19 protein-coding genes are annotated in these 17821 nt (G+C 65.5%); 7 read left to right on the top strand and 12 right to left on the bottom strand.

Features of this window, described 5'->3' with window-relative positions:
- Window position 1 precedes the first annotated feature (1 nt).
- The 4 genes from C458_RS02340 to C458_RS02325 form a co-directional block, all read right to left on the bottom strand.
- Window positions 2-895: a carbohydrate ABC transporter permease gene (locus C458_RS02340; protein WP_008572876.1), complete on the bottom strand. Its 894-nt coding sequence runs from the start codon at window positions 893-895 to the stop codon at window positions 2-4.
- A gap of 22 nt (window positions 896-917) precedes the next feature.
- A complete protein-coding gene (locus C458_RS02335; RefSeq protein ID WP_081603297.1) occupies window positions 918-2399 on the bottom strand; it encodes an ABC transporter substrate-binding protein in 1482 nt (493 codons plus the stop codon).
- 218 nt (window positions 2400-2617) lie between these two features.
- Window positions 2618-3676, bottom strand: a complete 1059-nt coding sequence (gene bioB / locus C458_RS02330; protein WP_008572874.1) for a biotin synthase BioB — start codon at window positions 3674-3676, stop codon at window positions 2618-2620.
- Window positions 3677-3816: 140 nt separating this feature from the next.
- On the bottom strand, window positions 3817-4014 hold the full coding sequence (locus tag C458_RS02325) for a hypothetical protein (protein WP_008572873.1): 198 nt from the start codon (window positions 4012-4014) through the stop codon (window positions 3817-3819).
- A gap of 150 nt (window positions 4015-4164) precedes the next feature.
- On the opposite strand from C458_RS02325, the gene C458_RS02320 reads away from it, so the two are divergent.
- Window positions 4165-4680, top strand: coding sequence for a TRAM domain-containing protein (locus C458_RS02320; RefSeq protein WP_008572872.1), 516 nt, complete (start codon window positions 4165-4167; stop codon window positions 4678-4680).
- A 93-nt stretch (window positions 4681-4773) separates the two neighbouring features.
- Complete coding sequence (locus tag C458_RS02315; RefSeq protein WP_008572871.1) at window positions 4774-5217, top strand: hypothetical protein; 444 nt, start codon at window positions 4774-4776, stop codon at window positions 5215-5217.
- Window positions 5218-5357: 140 nt separating this feature from the next.
- Here C458_RS02315 and C458_RS02310 read toward each other — a convergent pair whose 3' ends face one another.
- From C458_RS02310 to C458_RS02295, 4 genes are all read right to left on the bottom strand, one after another.
- A complete protein-coding gene (locus C458_RS02310) occupies window positions 5358-6392 on the bottom strand; it encodes a transcription initiation factor IIB family protein (protein ID WP_008572870.1) in 1035 nt (344 codons plus the stop codon).
- A gap of 170 nt (window positions 6393-6562) precedes the next feature.
- Complete coding sequence (gene yciH / locus C458_RS02305; RefSeq protein WP_004041255.1) at window positions 6563-6865, bottom strand: stress response translation initiation inhibitor YciH; 303 nt, start codon at window positions 6863-6865, stop codon at window positions 6563-6565.
- 99 nt (window positions 6866-6964) lie between these two features.
- Window positions 6965-7738 carry a helix-turn-helix domain-containing protein gene (locus tag C458_RS02300; protein WP_008572869.1) on the bottom strand — a complete coding sequence of 258 codons (774 nt, stop codon included), beginning with the start codon at window positions 7736-7738 and terminating at the stop codon, window positions 6965-6967.
- Window positions 7739-7851: 113 nt separating this feature from the next.
- Entirely contained in the window at window positions 7852-9441 is a 1590-nt protein-coding gene (locus tag C458_RS02295; protein ID WP_008572868.1) for a MarR family transcriptional regulator, read from the bottom strand.
- 420 nt (window positions 9442-9861) lie between these two features.
- On the opposite strand from C458_RS02295, the gene C458_RS02290 reads away from it, so the two are divergent.
- The 3 genes from C458_RS02290 (at window position 9862) to C458_RS18320 (ending at window position 11451) form a co-directional block, all read left to right on the top strand.
- Window positions 9862-10290: a hypothetical protein gene (locus C458_RS02290; protein ID WP_008572867.1), complete on the top strand. Its 429-nt coding sequence runs from the start codon at window positions 9862-9864 to the stop codon at window positions 10288-10290.
- 314 nt (window positions 10291-10604) lie between these two features.
- Window positions 10605-11222 carry a class I SAM-dependent methyltransferase gene (locus C458_RS02285; RefSeq protein WP_008572866.1) on the top strand — a complete coding sequence of 206 codons (618 nt, stop codon included), beginning with the start codon at window positions 10605-10607 and terminating at the stop codon, window positions 11220-11222.
- Window positions 11223-11289: 67 nt separating this feature from the next.
- A complete protein-coding gene (locus tag C458_RS18320; protein WP_008572865.1) occupies window positions 11290-11451 on the top strand; it encodes a hypothetical protein in 162 nt (53 codons plus the stop codon).
- Window positions 11452-11550: 99 nt separating this feature from the next.
- Here C458_RS18320 and C458_RS02280 read toward each other — a convergent pair whose 3' ends face one another.
- Window positions 11551-12339, bottom strand: coding sequence for a winged helix-turn-helix domain-containing protein (locus tag C458_RS02280; protein WP_008572864.1), 789 nt, complete (start codon window positions 12337-12339; stop codon window positions 11551-11553).
- A 199-nt stretch (window positions 12340-12538) separates the two neighbouring features.
- On the opposite strand from C458_RS02280, the gene C458_RS02275 reads away from it, so the two are divergent.
- On the top strand, window positions 12539-13510 hold the full coding sequence (locus tag C458_RS02275) for a DMT family transporter (RefSeq protein ID WP_008572863.1): 972 nt from the start codon (window positions 12539-12541) through the stop codon (window positions 13508-13510).
- A 257-nt stretch (window positions 13511-13767) separates the two neighbouring features.
- On the opposite strand, the gene C458_RS02270 is transcribed toward C458_RS02275, so the two are convergent.
- From C458_RS02270 to C458_RS02260, 3 genes are read right to left on the bottom strand one after another with little or no spacing between them, the layout of a single operon-like run.
- Window positions 13768-14166: a hypothetical protein gene (locus C458_RS02270; protein WP_008572862.1), complete on the bottom strand. Its 399-nt coding sequence runs from the start codon at window positions 14164-14166 to the stop codon at window positions 13768-13770.
- On the bottom strand, window positions 14163-14528 hold the full coding sequence (locus C458_RS02265) for a phosphatidate cytidylyltransferase (RefSeq protein ID WP_192815222.1): 366 nt from the start codon (window positions 14526-14528) through the stop codon (window positions 14163-14165). The genes C458_RS02270 and C458_RS02265 overlap by 4 nt, the downstream gene beginning before the upstream one ends.
- A 58-nt stretch (window positions 14529-14586) precedes the next feature.
- Window positions 14587-16293, bottom strand: a complete 1707-nt coding sequence (locus tag C458_RS02260; RefSeq protein WP_049897134.1) for a histidine kinase N-terminal 7TM domain-containing protein — start codon at window positions 16291-16293, stop codon at window positions 14587-14589.
- A gap of 241 nt (window positions 16294-16534) precedes the next feature.
- On the opposite strand from C458_RS02260, the gene C458_RS02255 reads away from it, so the two are divergent.
- The gene (locus C458_RS02255; protein ID WP_008572859.1) at window positions 16535-17803 is read left to right on the top strand and encodes an RNA-guided endonuclease TnpB family protein; all 1269 of its coding nucleotides are present in this window, start codon (window positions 16535-16537) and stop codon (window positions 17801-17803) included.
- The last annotated feature ends 18 nt before the right edge of the window (window positions 17804-17821 follow it).

Below are 17821 nucleotides of genomic sequence, written 5' to 3'. Positions count from 1 at the left end.
GTTATCCTCCGTACCGCCCGTAGCCCGACGCGAACCGAAGCTGGACGTACATCAGCACCGAGACGACGACGAACAGAATCACGGACTGCGCGGACGCCAGCCCGAGGCTGTTGAACTGGAAGGCGTCGCGGTAGAGCTTGAATATCAGGAAGTTCGTGGCGTCGCTCGGCCCGCCGCTCGTCATCAGGTCGACGAGCGGGAACGTCGAGAAGAACGCGTATATCGTGTTCATGACGACGAGGAACGTCATCGTCGGCGCAATCATCGGCACGTACACCTTGTACAGCATCCTGACCCGACCGACGCCGTCGAGGCGGGCGTTTTCGGTCAGTATCTCTGGGATGTTGTTCAGCGCGGCGACGATGAAGATGATGTTGTAGCCGAGCTGTTTCCAGACGGCGACGACCGCGAGGATGGCGAACGCCTGCGGGCCGTCGTTGAACCAGTCCAAGGTGAGCGGCGTCAGGAGTTCGAGGTAGTGGGTGAAGATGCCGAGGTTCGGGTGGAGAATGAAGTTCAGGAGAATCGCGGCGACCGCCGGCGGGAGCGCGTACGGCCAAATCGCGGCGACGAGATAGACGGACGACCGAACGTCGACGGAGAATATCAGGTAGCCGATCAGCAGCGAGACGCCGAGCGTCCCGAAGACGACGACCGCCGCGAACGCGACCGTGATGAAGAAGCTGTACTGGTAGGTGCCCGAGGTGAGCAGGGTGACGAAGTTCCCGAGCCCGGTCCACGTCTGTCGCTGTCCGAGAAACAGCGTCTCGTAGAGGCTGAGGCGGAACGTTTCGAGCGCGGGGTAGTACAGGAACGCGACGAGTACCGCCGCTGTCGGGAGCAACAACAGCGCCGCCTGCAGCGTCGAATCGTACGGTTTTGTGGCAGTAGACATGTGACTGACGTGTCGGGGGAGCCTACTGGCTCCCGTCGTAGTTGCCGTTGTACCCGGCGAGCGCCTCGCTGACCTGCGTGTCCATCCGCGACAGTCCCTCCTCGACGCCGAGTTGGTCGTTGATGATGCTGACCGATATCTCCTCGTTAATCGACCGAGTCTTGGGGAACACGCCCATCACCGCGCCGCGAGTCGCGGGCGTGTCTTCGGTGTCTTGTAGCTGGTCGAACGCCGTGCTGAAGTTGGGGTTGTTCTCGAACCAGCCGTCGTCCGTGAGCCGGTCGATGGAGCTCTGTCGGACCGGGAAGTAGCCGCTGTTGCGGTGCCAGCGCGCCTGCTGTTCGGTCTGGGTGACGTAGCCGATGAACTCTCCCGCGGCCCGCTTTTTCTCGTCGGAGAGGGCGTCGGGCACCCACAGCGACCCCCCGCCGATGACGACGCCGGTGTTCGCGCCGTCGGGCGTCGGCAGGTAGCCGGAGCCGAGTTCGAAACCGTTCTCCTTCGCGCCGGACTGCATCGAGACGATGTTGGACGTGGAGTCCCACAGCATCGGCACCTTCCCGGTGAGGAACGCCTGCCGCGCTTCGCCCCACGCCTCGATGCCGGGGTTGAGATAGAGGCCGTCTTGGGCCATCCCCTTCCACCAGGAGTAGACGCTGCGCCCCGCCTCGGAGTTGAAGAACGTCTGGTCGGGTCGTCCGTTGCGGCCGTTCTCTTGGTTCACGAGCACTTGGTCCTGTTTGGCGAACTGCTGTTCGACCTGCATCCAGGTGTGGTTCGGCCAGCTGATTCCGCTCTCCATGTCGGTCTGGTCGACGATGGTCTGTGCGGCCTGCCGGACCTCCGCGAGGCTCCGCGGTGGGCTTTCGGGGTCGAGTCCGGCCGCCTCGAACGCGGTCTTGTTGTAGAGCATGATGGTGTTCGAGGAGTTGAACGGCATCGAGTTCAGCGTCCCATCCATGCGGTAGTAGTTCAAGACTGACGGCAGGAAGTCGTCGAAGTCGATTTCGTCTTCCGGCAGAATCTCCTCGACCGGCGTGAACGAGCCGCTGTCGAGCGCGAGTCGCGTCCCGACCTCGAATATCTGGACGATACCCGGCGGGTCGCCGGCCCGCGACGCCTGCAACGACTGGTTGAGGTTCTGCCGGTAGCCGCCGTTGTTGACCGCCTCGATGGTGATTCCGTCGTTCTGCCGTGAGAACTCGGCGGCCATGTCTCCCAGCGTCTGGCCGAGTTCGCCGCCGAAGATGTGCCAAAACGAGACGGTCACGTCCTGCGCGCCGGATGTCCCGGCCGTCGTTCCCGACTGTTCGGTGCTCCCGCTTCCGCCCTCGGTCCCGGTCGGTGAGTCGCCCCCACCGCCGGAACAGCCCGCGAGTCCCGCGACGCCGACGGCCCCCGCCGTTGCGAGGAATCCGCGCCGACTGGTTGTGCGTCCGATAGCTCGGTTCGTCGTTTCGGCTCGCTCGCCGCCAGGGCCATTTTCAGGCATGTACCGGGACATATCCGAACATATAGTTTAAATTTTACTATTATAAGCAAGATAATTAGACATATGTTGTTCTATGGTGTGCCCAATACTGCTCTGATTGATGTATAAAATACGGACGTCGTCGCGTCAAACCGAGCGCTCCACCGGCAGGACATCTCGCTCCTGTCTCGGCACAGCCTCCTCGGGTGAGCGGCGCGTCCTCCGGTGATGGTCCGATTCGGCCACACCGCTCAGTCGTCTCTGGACTCCCGGCGCTTGACCGCGTCCACGTCGAAGTCGTTGACCGCGCGGTTCGGTTCGAGCCCCGCCCGCTCGACGACCTCGATATCGGCCGCGGGCGACTGGCCGTCGGTCGTCAGGTAATCGCCGGTGAGGACGCCGTCCGCGCCGGCCTCGAACGGCAGGTGTTGCTCGTCGGGCGCGAGATTCACTTCCCGCCCGCCGGTCAAACGGACGCGCGCGTCGGGGTGGAGCAGTCGGTAGACTGCGACGGTCTTGACGAGTTCCGTCGTCGTGATGTCGGCGTGGTCGGCGTCGCCGAGCGGCGTGCCGGGGACGGGGTTGAGCACGTTCACCGGGAGCGACTCGACGCCGACTTTCTGGAGTTCGAGAGCGGCGTCGACCCGGTCCGCCGGCGTCTCGCCCATTCCGAGGATGACGCCGGCACAGAGGTCCATCCCGGCGTCTTTCGCCCGCCGGAGCGTCACGAGTCGGTCCTCGAAGTCGTGGGTTCCGACTACCTCGTCGAAGTATCGCGGTGAGGTTTCGATGTTGTGGTTGTAGTGGTTCACACCCTCCGCAGAGAGGATTCGCGCCTCCTCCTCGGTGAGCAGGCCGAGCGAGGCGTCGATTTCGACGCTCGTCTCGTCGCGAACGAGGCGAATCGCCGCCAGCACCTCCGCCCACTCGTCGGGGCGGCGCTCCTTCGAGACGCCCTTCTCGGCGACGACGATGCCGAACCGCTGTGCGCCGTCGCGTTCGGCGCGCCGCGCGGCGTCTAACACCGCCTCCGGCCCGAGAAAGCCGTGCGTCTCGATGCCGGTGTCGAAGTGCGCCGACTGCGCGCAGAAACCGCAGTCCTCGGCGCAATCGCCGGCCTTGGCGTTAACGATGGAACAGGCGTCGACGGTCCCGTCCGAGCGAACGGAACGGACGTAGTCGGCCCCCGCCGCGAGCGCCTCGACCGGCTGCGCGATGAGCGCTATCCCGTCGGTCCGGTCGAGTTCGTCGCCGTCGAGCACCCGCCGCACCGCGTCGTCGACAGTCGGGTTCCCAGTCTCGTAAACCATACACCGATACTTTGTTGACGAACTCAAAAATCCGTTGTCTCGTCGACATTCGTCTTCCCGGCGAGAAGTGCTCGGCCGTGTGTGGGACGGCCGACCCCTCGGGCGGCCGCCCGGCCACGTTCGCGCCCGCGGATGCGTACTCACCGAGCGGCGTCGCTCGGCTCCACGGCCGTCTGCTCGCCGTCGGATTCCTGTATCGACTCGTACTTGCCGCGGTAGTACAGCCACCCGAAGACGAGCAGCGTCAGGGGAAAGAACACGAGGGCGACGAGCGCCGCCGGCGGAAACAGGACGAACAGCGCGAACGTCTGCCACGAAACGAGTGTGTCGCGTGCCATGCCCGATAGTTCACATTGGTTTGACATGTGTCTTCGGGAACGATTCCGGTCGGGTCGAATCGGATTTCCGGGGGATTCTATCGTGTCTCGGCGACCGAAACGGTAGTCACTTTCACCACCTTTTATTTTGTTTGAGTCGAAGTAGCGGTAGTGACTGATATCTCAGATTCTCTTCGGCTCCTTTTCGAGACGTCGGTCGAGCGAGACGGCGACCGTTACGTGGTGTCGATTCCGACCGAACTCGTCGAAAACGGGTCGATTTCGACGGAGGAACTGTACCGCGTCGCGCTGCTTTCGAGTCCGCACGCCGCGTCGGCGACCGAGGCCGCTGTCGAATCGACGGCGGCGACGACGGCGGCGACGGCGACGACGACCGCTGACGACCGTGACATCGATTCGGACCCCGCTCGGGAATCCGCCGCCGACACCGCGTCTGGACCCCGCGGAGCGCACTCCCAGCCGCGACAACCGCCCGTCGCGGAGGGCGACGTTCGGTCCGTCATCATCGACACGCTCGGTGACCAAGGCGACGGCATCGCGAAGGTCGAACGCGGCTTCGTCATCATCGTCCCCGGCACGGAACCCGGCGACCGCGTCGAGGTCGAAGTCACCGACGTGAAACAGACCGTCGCGTTCGCGGAACCGGTGGACGGCGCGAGCGTCTGACCCGCGGGTCCGAACGCCGGCTCTGCCCTCGTGGTTGGTATATTCCAAACGAGACCACATTAGGTTCGGAACCGTAGCCGCCGATACCATTCTATGTCCGAACGAACGTTCCGTCACGCCTCCGCGCTATCCGACGATGCGCGAGCCGAGTCCCATCGAACGGACCGCCCGGCGTCCGAATCGAGCGATGACGCCGGTATGGACGCCGCCGCCGACGTGCAGTCGCAGTCGGCGCGCACGAATCGATGGTGTCCGACCATTCGGCAGGGAATCGCGCTGTGGGGGCTCATCGCGGTCGGCTGGGCGGTCATCCCCGCAGACCATCCGATGCAGATCGCCGTCGCCGTCAGCGGCGCGTACGCCTCGCTTCTCCTCCCGACGGCGCTCTACTTCGACTACCGGGAACGACGCGCCGAATCGAGCGCCGAGGGGGGAGTCCGCGAAACCGCGGGCGCACTCGCTAACCGCGTCCGCGACGCGCTGCCGGGTCGCGGCAGTTCGGCTCGCGCGTCGTCGTCGTGTTCGTGCAACCGCTGACGGCGTGAGAACGGCGCGCGTCGCCCGCGGTCGAACCCGCACAGTCTGAATGGGTCGAACGGGTCGAACAGTCCGAACGAGTCGTCTGAAAACGACGCGAATCGAAGAAAGAAGCGTCTTCTCGCGCTCGAAACGTCCGCTTAGGCGGTCGACCCGACGGCCCTTTCGCCCGATTTCTGGGTCGCCTCGAGGAGTTCGCGGTAGCGGTTTCTGATGGTCACTTCGCTGATGTCGGTCACGTCGCTCACCTCGGACTGCGTCAGTTCCTCGTCGGCGAGGAGCGCGCCGGCGTAGATGGCCGCCGCCGCGAGTCCGACGGGGCTCTTGCCGCTGTGGATGCCCTGCCGCTTCGCGTTGTCGAGGAGCGACCGGGCGCGGCGCTCCACGTCGTCGCTCACGTCGAGTTCGGAGACGAACCGCGGGAGGTACTGCGCCGGGTCGGCCGGCTTCATGTCGAGTCCCAGTTCGCGGGAGACGTAGCGGTACGTCCGGGTGAGTTCCATCTTGTCGACGCGGGAGACGCGCCGCACCTCGTCGAGGGAGCGCGGGACGCCGGCCTGCCGAGCGGCGGCGTAGATTGCGGCGGTGGCGACGCCCTCGATGGAACGACCCGGCAGCAGGTCGTCGTCGAGCGCGCGGCGGTAGATGACCGAGGCGGTCTCGCGGACGGTGTCCGGAAGCCCGAGCGCCGAGCCCATCCGCTCGACCTCGCCGAGCGCCTGCTTGAGGTTCCGCTCTTTGGAGTCGCGGGTGCGGAACCGCTCGTTCCACGTCCGGAGGCGCTGCATCTTCTGGCGCTGGCCCGTCGACAGGGAGTTGCCGTAGGCGTCTTTGTTCTGCCAGCCGATGTTAGTCGACAGCCCCTTGTCGTGCATCATCGTCGTCGTCGGCGACCCGACGCGGGATTTCTGGTCGCGCTCCGCGGCGTCGAACGCGCGCCATTCGGGGCCGCGGTCGATTTCATCCTCGCGGAGAATTTCGCCCGTCTCGGGGTCGACCCACTCGCCGTGCTGCTCGTCGTAGACGAGGTCGGTCCGCTCCGCGACCGCCGCCTCGGCCGATTCGGTCTCGGTCTCGCCCTCGTCGCGCTCGTCGCCGGACTGTCGGGCCTCGTGTCCCGCCGCCGGTGCCGACTCGTCTCGCATCGAACGCCAGTCGACGTGTTTCGTGTCCATTGAGTACCTCTGTATTCCGGACCCAGAGTAATGGGCTCTCGTTTGGAATATACCAAATACGTTCGTTCCCGGGATACGCGACCGGGAGACACCGGCCGCTCGCACGTCGGTTGCCGCGTCAGTTATCCGCCCCTTTCGGCCGCGAGAGCTATCGAATCACGACAGCACGCTCAGCGCTCGACGCCGAAGCCCTCGTCGCGGAGCGCGGCTTCGAGGCGCTCGCCGTGTTCGCCCTGCAGTTCGATGCGCCCGTCGGTCACGGTCCCGCCGACCGCGAGCCGTCGCTTCAACGTCGACGCGAGGGCGTCCAGTTCGTCGGCCGGGAGGTCGAGACCGTCGACCACCGTCACGGGCTTGCCGTACCGTCGGGTGTCGACGCGAATCGACGCGCGCTGGTCCGCCCGCGCGAGGTCGTCGCCGATTCCGAGGTCGTCCGGCAGGCCGGTGATGTCGCTGAAAGTGTCCTTTCCCACGCATCGACGTACGCGTCCGCGGCGTATCAGGGTGTGGTTGGCATGTTCCAACCGTTCTGCGGCCGCCCCTCGTCGAGCGTCCGGCCCGGGAGTCGCCGGTCAGGCGCTCGCTTCGAGCTGTTCGGGGTCGACGCGGTCCTCGACTTCGGTGCCGAGCGTGCCGGTGACGAACTGCCGGGCCAGCCACGCCTCGGCGCGGGTCAGGCGGTACTGGAGCGTCGAGTTCGGAATGTCGAGTTCCTCCGAGATTTCTTGGACGGTGTGCTGGCGCGGCGTCTCGTAGTAGCCGAACTCGACGGCGGCTTCGAGCGCGGCCTGCTGTTCCGGCGGGAGGCCGTCGGCGGAAACGCCCTCTTCGAGCCAGCACTCGGGTTCGCTGATGCGCTGGACGCTCAGCGAGAGGCCGTCGCTGAGGCTGTCTTTGACCTCCTCGTAAATCTCGCTCACCGTATCGTCGTCGGAGATGAGCAGTCGCCACTGGTTTTGGGACCCTCGGCGCTCGGCCTGCATCAGGAGACCGTCGCCGATGTGCTTCGCGGCGACGTGGGGAATCGACTGAATCCCGTCGCCCTCCTCGCGGCAGGAGTAGACGATGCGCCCGTTGGGCGTCTCCGACAGCACCTCGTACTCCCACTCGACGACCGGCGCGCCGCACATCCCGAGGACGCCGTTGCACCGGGTGGCCTGCTCGATGACCTCGTCGAACGCTTCGAGCGCCTCCGTCGGCCCGGTGAGGCGGTCGAGCCGCCACATCGACTCGCTCGTGGCGTGTATCGCCATGGTCTTGGAGTGTAAGTCCGGGTTCTCGATGAAGAGGTCCATCACCTCGTCGGCACCCCGCTCGTACTCGACGGTGAAGACGAATTCTCGCATGAGTCTTCCCTAGTTCCCCGAGGCCTATATTCTTGGTTGGTATGTTCCAACTCCGTCCGCGGTTCGGGATTCCAACTCGCGGGCCGGGTCGTCCCGGCCGCCGCGTCGCCCGCTCAGGACTCGTCGAACGGCGACCGGGCGTGTTCGGGGACGTTCTCCGGGCGGGCGATGAGGTTCTCTCGGCCGAGATTTATCTTCGCGACGGTGCCCTCGTCGGCCATCCGCGAGAGAACGCGGCTCACCTTCGATTTCGACCACTCCGTGCCCTCGACGACTTTCGACTGCCGGAGTTGGCCGCCGTTGTCGTCGAGGAGCCTGAGGACGCGTGTCTCGTCGTCGAGGAGTTCCTCGGCGCCGGGGGAACCGTCGGCGGGGGAACTGTTGGCGGCCGACTGCGCACGCGCCGCACCGTCGCTTCCGCCAGTCTGGAACCCGTCCGCCGACGCTCCGTCTCCTCGGCCGTCGACGTGGTCCGCCGCGCGGGCGCGAACGTCGGACAGCCTCGCTCGCGCGTCGCTGTCGCGGACTCGCACGCCGACGACGAGCAGGGCGACCGCGATGGCCGCGACCGCGAGGACGAGCAGCCAGCCCTCGCCGCCGAGTTCCAGCGACCCGACGACCGCCCCCGGCGCGGCGTTCGGGTCAGTCCCCGCTTCGACCTCAGCACCGTCGCCGCGGCCGTCGCCGTCGGTGTCGCCGCGGTTCGGGTCGGTCCCGATGACGGTGACTTCGCGCCCGTCGTCGAGGCCGTCGCCGTCGGTGTCCGCCTCGGTCGGATTCGTCTCGTATCGGTTGACTTCGGGGCCGTCTTCGAGGCCGTCGCCGTCGGTGTCGGCGGCGGTGGGGCTCGTCTCGTGGACGTTGACCTCGGGTCCGTCGTCGAGACCGTCGCCGTCGGTGTCCGTGCTCGTCGGGTCGGTCTCGTAGCGGTTGACCTCGGGTCCGTCGTCGAGGCCGTCGCCGTCGGTGTCGGCGGTCGTCGGGTCCGTGCCGTGGGTCGTCACCTCCGCGCCGTCGTCGAGTCCGTCACCGTCGGTGTCGGTCTCGGTCGGGTTGCTCCCCTGCTCGTTGATTTCGACGCCGTCGCTGAGGTCGTCGCCGTCGGTGTCCGTGCTCGTCGGGTCGGTCTCGTAGCGGTTGACCTCCTCGCCGTCGGGTACGCCGTCGGTGTCGGTGTCAGCGACGAGCACGTCCGTGCCGCGGTCGAGTTCGTCCCGGTTGCCGAGGTTGTCGCCGTCGGCGTCGCCGGCCGGCGCGAGCACCGTGACGCCGTGACTCGCCTGCGCGACCGGCTCGCCGCCGTCGCCGGGTCTGACGACCGCTGTTACGGTGCGCTCGCCGGTCGCGTTCGCCGGCCACGCTGCGAACTCGAAGCCGACGCGCCGTTCGCCGGTCGCGTTCGCCCCCTCGCTTCTGAGCGGTTCGCACCCCAACAGCATCGTCGAGCCGTCGTCGCGGTCGGTCTGCAAGCAGACCTCGGTGTCGTTGCCGTCTCCCGCGACGGTCACCGAAACCGTCGAGGGTTGCCACGAGGCGACGTACGGCCGGCCGTTCTCGGTCGCGACGACGCCCGGGCCGCCGTGGTCGACCGCACGCACCTCGACGCCATCCGCGGCGACGACGACCGGTGAGACGGCGACCGCGACGACGAGTAACGCCGCGACGAGCGTCCATCCGACCCCCGAGACGCGTTTGACTGGCATGTGTTTGTTCTTTATCTGTCGACTCTGCTAGTGCATAATGTTTTGTTTATCTGTTTATTGAACATTTTTACAACTATTCTGACAGTCAATTTGGCACGAATATTCTCAAATATTGTATTTTCTGCTGCCCCGGGGCGTCGGTATCGACAGTCGCCACCAGGGTTCACAGACGGGTCTATCGCTTCTCGATGTCGTTCGTCGCCGTCCGCGACCGCTCGGCCGCCGCCTCTCGACGGGTCGCTCCGGAGAGACGAGACAACCGCCGTACCGTGTCGCCCTCGTCGGCCCTCGGTTGGCCGGCGAACGTTCCGTTAATCCGACTGAAACGGTCGGAACAGTCACTCGAAACGGTTGTTCGGGGGGGAACGGTCGGGACGACTCTCCCCCATTATCATCCGCCGAGCGAGACTGCTGACTGCGATGCGCGAAACGCTCACTCGACGGCAGTTCGGTGTCGGCGTCGCGGTAACGACCGTCGCACTCGCCGGCTGTACGGACACGGGCGGTGGTGGTGGTCCCGTGAACGGTACGAACGGCACGGACGGCGAACCCGCGGTCGGCGGTACCGAGACGACAGCCGAGACCGGTGGTGTCGGGACGACGACCGAGGACGAGACGACGATAGCGACGACAGAAGACGAGACGGCGACGATAGAGACAACCGAGGAAGAAACGACGGAAGGCGAATCGACAACCGACGACGGAACGACCGACGACGAGATGACGGAAGACGGGACGATGACGGAAGACGGGACGATGACGGAAGACGGGACGATGACGGAAGACGGGACGACGACCGAGAACGAGACGACGACCGAGAACGAGACGACGACCGACGACTCGGCGTAACGACCGCGGTCGACGACCCGCTGGCGCACGCGCCGCGAGCGAGGCACGGTACGCTCGACTGGTACACCCGACTGCTCGTGCCCGCGGCGGCGCTCACCCCTCCAGCCCTCCACGACACACTCGCTCCCAGTCCCTTCGCGGGACCCGAATCCCCCCTGACGCACCCCTCCCAACCGCGCCCTCCTGTGCGCTCCCTTGCGCCCTCCAGCGCACTCGACCCGGGCGACCGCTCTGCGTTCTCGGACCCTCCTCGCGCGTCGCACCGACGGCGCACACTCCGCGGAACATTTACCCGCCCGCTCGCTACTCGGGGTATGGACGCAGACGACAACCACCGCGGATGGGCCGAGCGCTCCGGCGACTTCTCGCCGGAGTACTACGCCCAGATCGGCCCGAACGAGGTCAGCGAGACGCTCGCGACCGTGTTCGAGCACTACGCGGCGGAGGACGCGTCGATTCTCGAACTCGGATGTAGCTCCGGTCGCCACCTCGCGCACCTCCACGACCGCGGCTACGAGGACATCACCGGCATCGACATCAACGACGACTCCTTCGAGGTGATGGCCGAGTACTTCCCCGAACTCGTCGATACCGGCACGTTCCTCACCGGCGCAATCGAGGACCTGCTCCCCGACTTCCCCGACGACAAGTTCGACGTTATCTACTCCGTCGAGACGCTCCAGCACGTCCACCCCGACGACACCTGGGTGTTCGAGGAAATCGCCCGCGTCTCCTCGGACCTCGTCATCACCGCCGAAAACGAGGGCAACGGCCCGACCCGCGGGCGCGCCGGCTCCGAGGTGAGCTACGTCAACGACGACTTCCCGCTGTATCACCGCAACTGGAAAGACGAGTTCTCGGACCTCGGCCCCGCCCAACTGCTCTGCGAGCCGGGCAAGCGCGACACGGTTCGCGTCTTCCGGGTTCTCTGACGCTCCGCGCTCGTCTGCCACACTCACAACTTGTTTCAATGAAGCCGGCGAACAGGGCGTGCTGACCATGTACACGATGTCCAGCGACGACTTCAGCGTTCATCAACAGGACTGCGACGAGGCCGGGTCCGGGATTCCCATTACCAGCCTCCCGGACGAGGTCACCTCTCTGGACGACCTGCCGTGTTCCTGCTGGGACGGGGTCGACTCGTTCGACGAACTCGACTGACGGGTGGGACGAGGGCGTCTGCTGGCATCTCGCAGACCGCCGATATGTCTCGTGAGTCGGTTGACGGGGCGACGACGCGGTCGGTCGTGATACCCGCTTTCAGAGCCGGTCGAGGTCGAGCGGCTCCGCCGCCTCCCAGTAGCGTTCGAACAGGTCGTCGGCCCACGCGAGCACCTCAGGTTCCGTCACGTCGATGGACGCTTGCAGGATGCCGTTGTCGTCGCGGAGGAACAGGTGGACGGTCGTATCGGCGATGGTCGCCGCCATCGGAATCGGCTCGTCGGTGATGCGGACGGCGGCCGCGTCGGCGTTGAGAAGGTCGCGGAGCTGTTCGCGCAGCTGGGAGTCGTGGGCGAGCGCGTCGATGGCGGCCGACGAGAACACGCCCTCGAAGCGCTGGTCGCCGGCGGCGGTCCGCTCCCTGACGATGTCGAGGTTCTGCTCGTTGAAGGCGTACGAGAAGATTCGCACGTCCTCGGCCTCGCTCAGGAGGGAGACGGCGCGCTTGACCGGCGCGTTCGGCCGGACCTGACTCGGCGTGGTAATCGTCGCCTCGGTGAGGTGTTCGAGGTCGAACGTGATGGCGTCGGTCGGGAGCCACTCGACGACCGGCCGGAGCTTGGCGTCGGTGTCGAGGATGTCGACGAGGTCGTCGAAGCCCCGCGAGACGAGTTCGCCCGTCACCGTCGCTCGGTACGCGCCGTCCTCGCGGACGAGCCACGACCGGTCTTCGAAGTCGCTGAGAATCCGCCCCATCGTCGGCTGCGACGCCCCGGTTCGCTCGACCAGTTCGCGTCTGGAGTGCGGCCGCTCGGCGAGGTATCTGAGCGCGTCGACGCGGTTCTGCGAGAGCGCGAGGAACTCGATTTCGTCTAATGCCGACTCCATGCGGCGACGTTGTGCGCGCTCCATTAAACGCTTTTCGCGTCTCGAAATCATTTCACACCATGAATCATTCTCGACCGCCGCGGACCTTTCTTGCCGTGAATTGATTTCTGAATCAAACTATACGTGGGGGAGTCGTACGTGTATCCAAGATGCGTTCACTTCACTCTGCGTTCGGTCTCTCGCTCGGAGGTGTGGGACGGTGACGGCGACGCGCCGGCGGCTCGTCCTGTTCGTGTTGACGGCGTTCTTCTTCGGCGGGACGTTCGTCGCCGCGAAGGCGGGTCTCGACTACCTGCCGCCGCTTTTGTTCGTCGCGCTCCGGTTCGACATCGCGGCGGTGCTGCTCGTCGGCTACGTCGTCGCCACCCGCCCCCGCGCCGAACTGCTCCCGCGGTCGGTCCGCGACGTGGTCGGCATCCTCGCCACCGGCGTGTTCGTTATCGGCCTCGCTAACGCCCTCCTGTTCGTGGGGCAGGAACACGTCTCCAGCGGCGTCGGGTCGATTATCTTCAGCCTCAATCCGATTCTGACGCCCGTGTTCGCCATGGCGCTTCTCGCGGATGAGCGCCTCTCCACCCGGGGCGCGCTCGGGATGCTCATCGGCCTGCTCGGCGTCGGCCTCGTCGTCGGCGTCGACCCCGCGAACCTGCTCGGCGGCGAGGCACTCTGGAAGGGCGTCGTCTTCCTCGGCGCGGTCAGCGGCGCGCTCGGGACCGTCCTCATCCGCTGGGCCGACACGTCGCTTTCGAGCACCGTCCGCACGGCGTGGGCGCTCCCCGTCAGCGCGGCGCTCACCCACGGCATGAGCGTCGCTTCCGGCGAGTCGCTCGCCGCGGCTACGTGGTCTCCGACGGCGCTCGTCGCGCTCGCCTACGTCGGCGTCTTCGCCGGCGCGGTGGCCTACCTCACCTACTTCGGCTTCCTCGACGACGTGGGGCCGATTCGCGGCAACCTCGTCTTCTACGCCGTGCCCATCGTCGCGACGCTCGGAGGGACGGTGCTCCTCGGTGAGTCGATTTCGACGCTCACCGTCGTCGGCTTCGCGACTATCTTCACCGGCTTCGCCGTCCTCGCGACGGAGTCGCTCCGCGGCACGGTCGTCCGCGTCTACGACGAACTCGGGTCCCGCGTGGCCGGTCTCGCCGGGGGCGCTGCTCCGGGACGCGACTGAGTCGCAGGCCGGTCGCTCGCTGAACCGGCGGTAAGAGGGTAGAAATGTAGGGGCGGACCATCGGGCGGCAGTCCGAGGGGGCAGGGTCGGAGTACCGTTGGCACGGGATGGGCCGCCTGTCTGTGCAGATATGTCACCTGTCCGCCGACCAGACAGCGTCGAGCGGACATGCGAAACTCACCCGCTCCCGAAGTAGTCTTTTTGGCCGACGCCTCGAAAACCAGCGGACGGCGACGTGGTCGGTTCGGCTCCCCGCGCTATCTATCCGAGAGCGCGACCGCCCCGAGCGCGGCAATCAGACAGCAGTTCCCGACGCCGACGAGGAACAACACGTTCCAACCGGACGTGTCGACGACGATGACCGCCGCGAACGCCGCGATGCCGAGAGCGAACAAAACGACGCCGAGATAGCGGTCGTACCGCGGGTCGTAGTCGATTTCGGCCAGACGCAGGAGGGGTCCCGGCTCCGGCGACTCGTCGCTCCGAGCGTCGCGGACTTTCCCGCGAAGGTGCAGAAGCACCATGCCGGTCGCGCTGGTCCAGACGACCCCGCCCGCGAGGTCGACCTGTGGGCCGTCGAAGGCGACGACGAGTCCCACGACGAGCGACGCGACGGCAACCGCCCCAGAAACGGTGATCTCGCTCAGGCTCCTCATTCGAAATCCAACCGGAGATAGCTCGTTCCGTGCCGGTAGTTGTACGCCTCGACGACGACGCCGAGCGCCGAGAGGACGGCGAGAACTCCCCACAGGAGATTCGACAGCGCGCCGCTGGCGTACCCTGCGGCGAACAGGAGCGTCGTGTACACCGCGGAGGCGAGCGGGAAGCCGGGATGCTCGCGGACGGCGTCGACCGCGGTCGAGGCTATGTAGACGAGGGTGAGCAGTCCCATGGCCGCGAGCGCCGGACTGACCGGCTCGTCGGTGAGTGAGAATAGACCGGCGAGAATGACGGTGACGACCGCGAACACGGCCACTCGCCACCGACTGACGCCGGTAGGTAGGACGGTGGAGGGCATCGCGTATAATGTGGCTGTGCTGACCGTTTGAGTGTTTGGGCGCTCGGCCGCCCCGCTCTCAGGCCTTCCGCAGGCGGACGACGAAGACCGCGCCGCGGGGCTCGTTGTCCTCGACCCACACGTCGCCGCCGTAGCCGCTCACGATGGTGTCGACGAGGTAGAGACCGAGGCCGGTGCCGGGGCTTTCGAGCCCCTTTTCGCCGCGGCCGAACACCACCTCTTTTCGGTCGTCGAGGACGCCCGGTCCGTTGTCGGCGATGCGGACGAGCGCGTCGTCGTCGCGGACCTCGACCGACACGTCGATTTCGGTCCGGTCGGCGTCGTTGTGCCGCACCGCGTTCGTGAGGAGGTTGCGGAAGACGGTTCCCAGCATGTCGTCGGCGACGACGGTCACGGTCGGCGGCTCGTCGGGGAGCGAGACCGCCGCGTCGGCGGTTCCGTCGCGGACCGCGCTCGCTTCCGCCCAGAGCGGTCCGGCGAGCGTCGTCGGGCGGTTCGTCTCCTCGTCGTCGAGCATCGTCGCCATGAGGTTCCGGACGTTCACCGTGAGTTCGGTGGCGTGCTCGCCGTTCCTGATTATCGTGTCGAGGCGCTCGCGCAGCGCCTCGTCGTCGACCGACTCCTCGACCAGTTGCGCGTTGCCGAGGATGACGGCCATGTCGTTTCGGATGTCGTGTCGGACGATCTGGTTGAGGAGCGTGAGCTTCTCGTTTTGGGAGAGAATCGTCTGTTTCTGGCGGTGTAACTCGGTCACGTCGCGGAGGACGATGACCCACCCGACGGTCTGGTCGCCCCGCTCGAGCCGCTGGGAGCGGGCGCTGAGATACACCGCCTCGCCGCCCTCTCGGGTGGTCTCGATGCTGTCGTTGCTCTCGGCCGTCAGGTCGAGGTCCGGCGAGACCGCGGTGATCGGGTCGCCGACGGCCGCGCCGAAGCGCTCTAAGAGCGCCGCACCGCGGGTGTTGACGTGGACGATTCGCTTGTCGGCGTCGAGGACGAACACGCCGTCGGGCGACTCCTCCATCGCGGTCGTATAGGCGATGGGTGGCAGGTCGAGAAACCGGTAGCGAAAGAGCGCGATGCCGATGGCCGCGGAGGTGACTGCGGCCGAGGTCGGAACGAGGTTCACGCCGTCGCTGTTGAACGGCGGGATTCCGAGCGAACTGCACGCGACGAAGACGAACGGGGCGGCGAGACCGACGCTCACCAACACCGCCTGCGGGATGTACGTGCGACCCAGTCGGGCCGCTTCGTAGAGGATGAGCACGATAGCCAGCACGGAGAGCACCGCGTTGTAGAGCAACTGCAACACGACGTGACCGAGACCGACGTCGACCCGCAGGACGACGAGGCCGTTCGTCTCGACGAGGTGCGTCGCCTCGATGGCGAGGCCGTTCGGATTCGCAAACAGGACCGCCAGAAAGACGGCCGGCACGGTCATGACCGCCGCGACCAGTCCGGGCGTGATTCGGCTGACTCGGTCGGTGTGGAGGAGCGTAAAGAGGAACGCGAGCGCGCCGAGCGGCGCGACGCCGAAGTAGAGAAACCGGTAGAAAAGCAGCTTCAGCGCCGGGTCGGTCTGCAGGAGTTTGAGCGCCGCAAACCCGGTCCAGAGGGCGAGTCCGACGTTCACGGCGAAGAAGGTAACGAGCTCGGACGACTGCCCGTGGGCCTGCATGTGCCGGAGGCTGTACGCCCCGAGTAGGACCGCGGTACTCATCGCAAAGAGGGTCGGAAGGACCAAAACGGTGTACTGCCAGTCCATCTCTCACCGGGCCCGACCGCTGCTCGCGTCCATCGGTGCGTGTTCTGTGCCCGCTCTGGTATTTAGAGGTGTCTGTTTGCGAGCGATTATGGAAGTTTCAAGGCTAAAACCTCGCCCTTCAGGGCGGGGATACAGCCGACAACTCCTCCACTAACCACGTTCGATTGCAGACCGGATATTCTACGTCTCGGTCGTTACTTTTAATAAATTATTTCTCATAAGTGCTTATGAACACAGTCCGATGCTGGAAACAACCCGCACCTATCGAGCAAAAATCGTCAACCACTCTCAGGTGAGTGACGATCTCGATGACTGCGGACACTCAGCATCCAAACTGTGGAACGTCGCCCGCTACCACATCCAGCAAGAATGGGATGACACTGGCGAGATTCCGTCCGAAGCCGACCTCAAGCGCGAATTAAAAGACCACGAACGATACAGTGACCTGCATTCTCAGTCAAGTCAGCGCGTTCTCGAAGAACTCGCTGAATCGTTCACCGGCTGGTTCAAAAAGCGCAAGAACGGCGACACAGACGCGAATCTCCCCGGCTACCGAAAGCGAGGCGACAATCATCCACGCTCCACCGTGACGTGGAAACAGATGGGTATCAAGCACGATTCCAAGCACAACCAACTCCGTCTGAGCAAAGGCTTCAATCTCAAGAACCACCGCTCGGACTTCATCCTCGCAGAGTACGAGACGCGCCCGGACGTGACCGTGGAGAACATCCAGCAGGTTCGAGCCGTGTGGAACGGCGACCGATGGGAACTCCACCTCGTCTGCAAAGTCGAGATTCCTGTCGAGGACGCACCCGGCGACAACACGGCTGGAATCGACCTCGGCATCAAGAACTACCTCGCTATCGCCTACGACGACGGTGACGCTGAGTTGTATCCGGGGAACGTTCTCAAACAGGACAAGCACTACTTCACCCGTGACGAGTACGACACGGAGGGCGAGAACGGCCCGTCGCGCCGTGCGCTCCGTGCCCGGCAGAAACTCTCGCGTCGGAAAGACCACTTCCTGCACGCCCTCGCCAAGCACATCGTTGAGCAGTGTATCGACCACGAGGTTGGTCGCATCGCCATCGGTGACTTGAGCAAGATTCGTGAAGACGAGAACGGTGATGCTCGAAACTGGGGGAAGCGTGGAAACAAGAAACTCCACGGATGGGAATTCGACCGCTTCACTACGTTGCTCGGATACAAGGCCGAAGAACACGGCATCCTCGTTGACCGTGTTTCAGAGCGAGACACGAGTAAGACGTGTTCGTGTTGTGGTCGAAAGCGTGATGCGAACCGTGTGGAGCGTGGGTTGTACGTCTGTGGGTCGTGCGGTGTGACGATGAACGCAGATGTGAATGGCGCGGTGAATATTCGCAGAAAGATAACTCAGAGTCCTCCGACGGAGGATATGAGTAACGGTCGTTTGGCACGGCCAGTAGCCTACCTGTTCAATCAAACCTCGGGGCGTTTCGCACCGAGCGAACAGGTGAGTTGCGAACCCTAATATCCCAACGCTCGGGAA

The sequence above is a fragment of the Haloferax sp. ATCC BAA-644 genome (assembly GCF_000336975.1).
Taxonomy (GTDB): Archaea; Halobacteriota; Halobacteria; order Halobacteriales; family Haloferacaceae; genus Haloferax; species Haloferax volcanii.
This window is presented reverse-complemented; position numbering and strand designations above follow the sequence as displayed.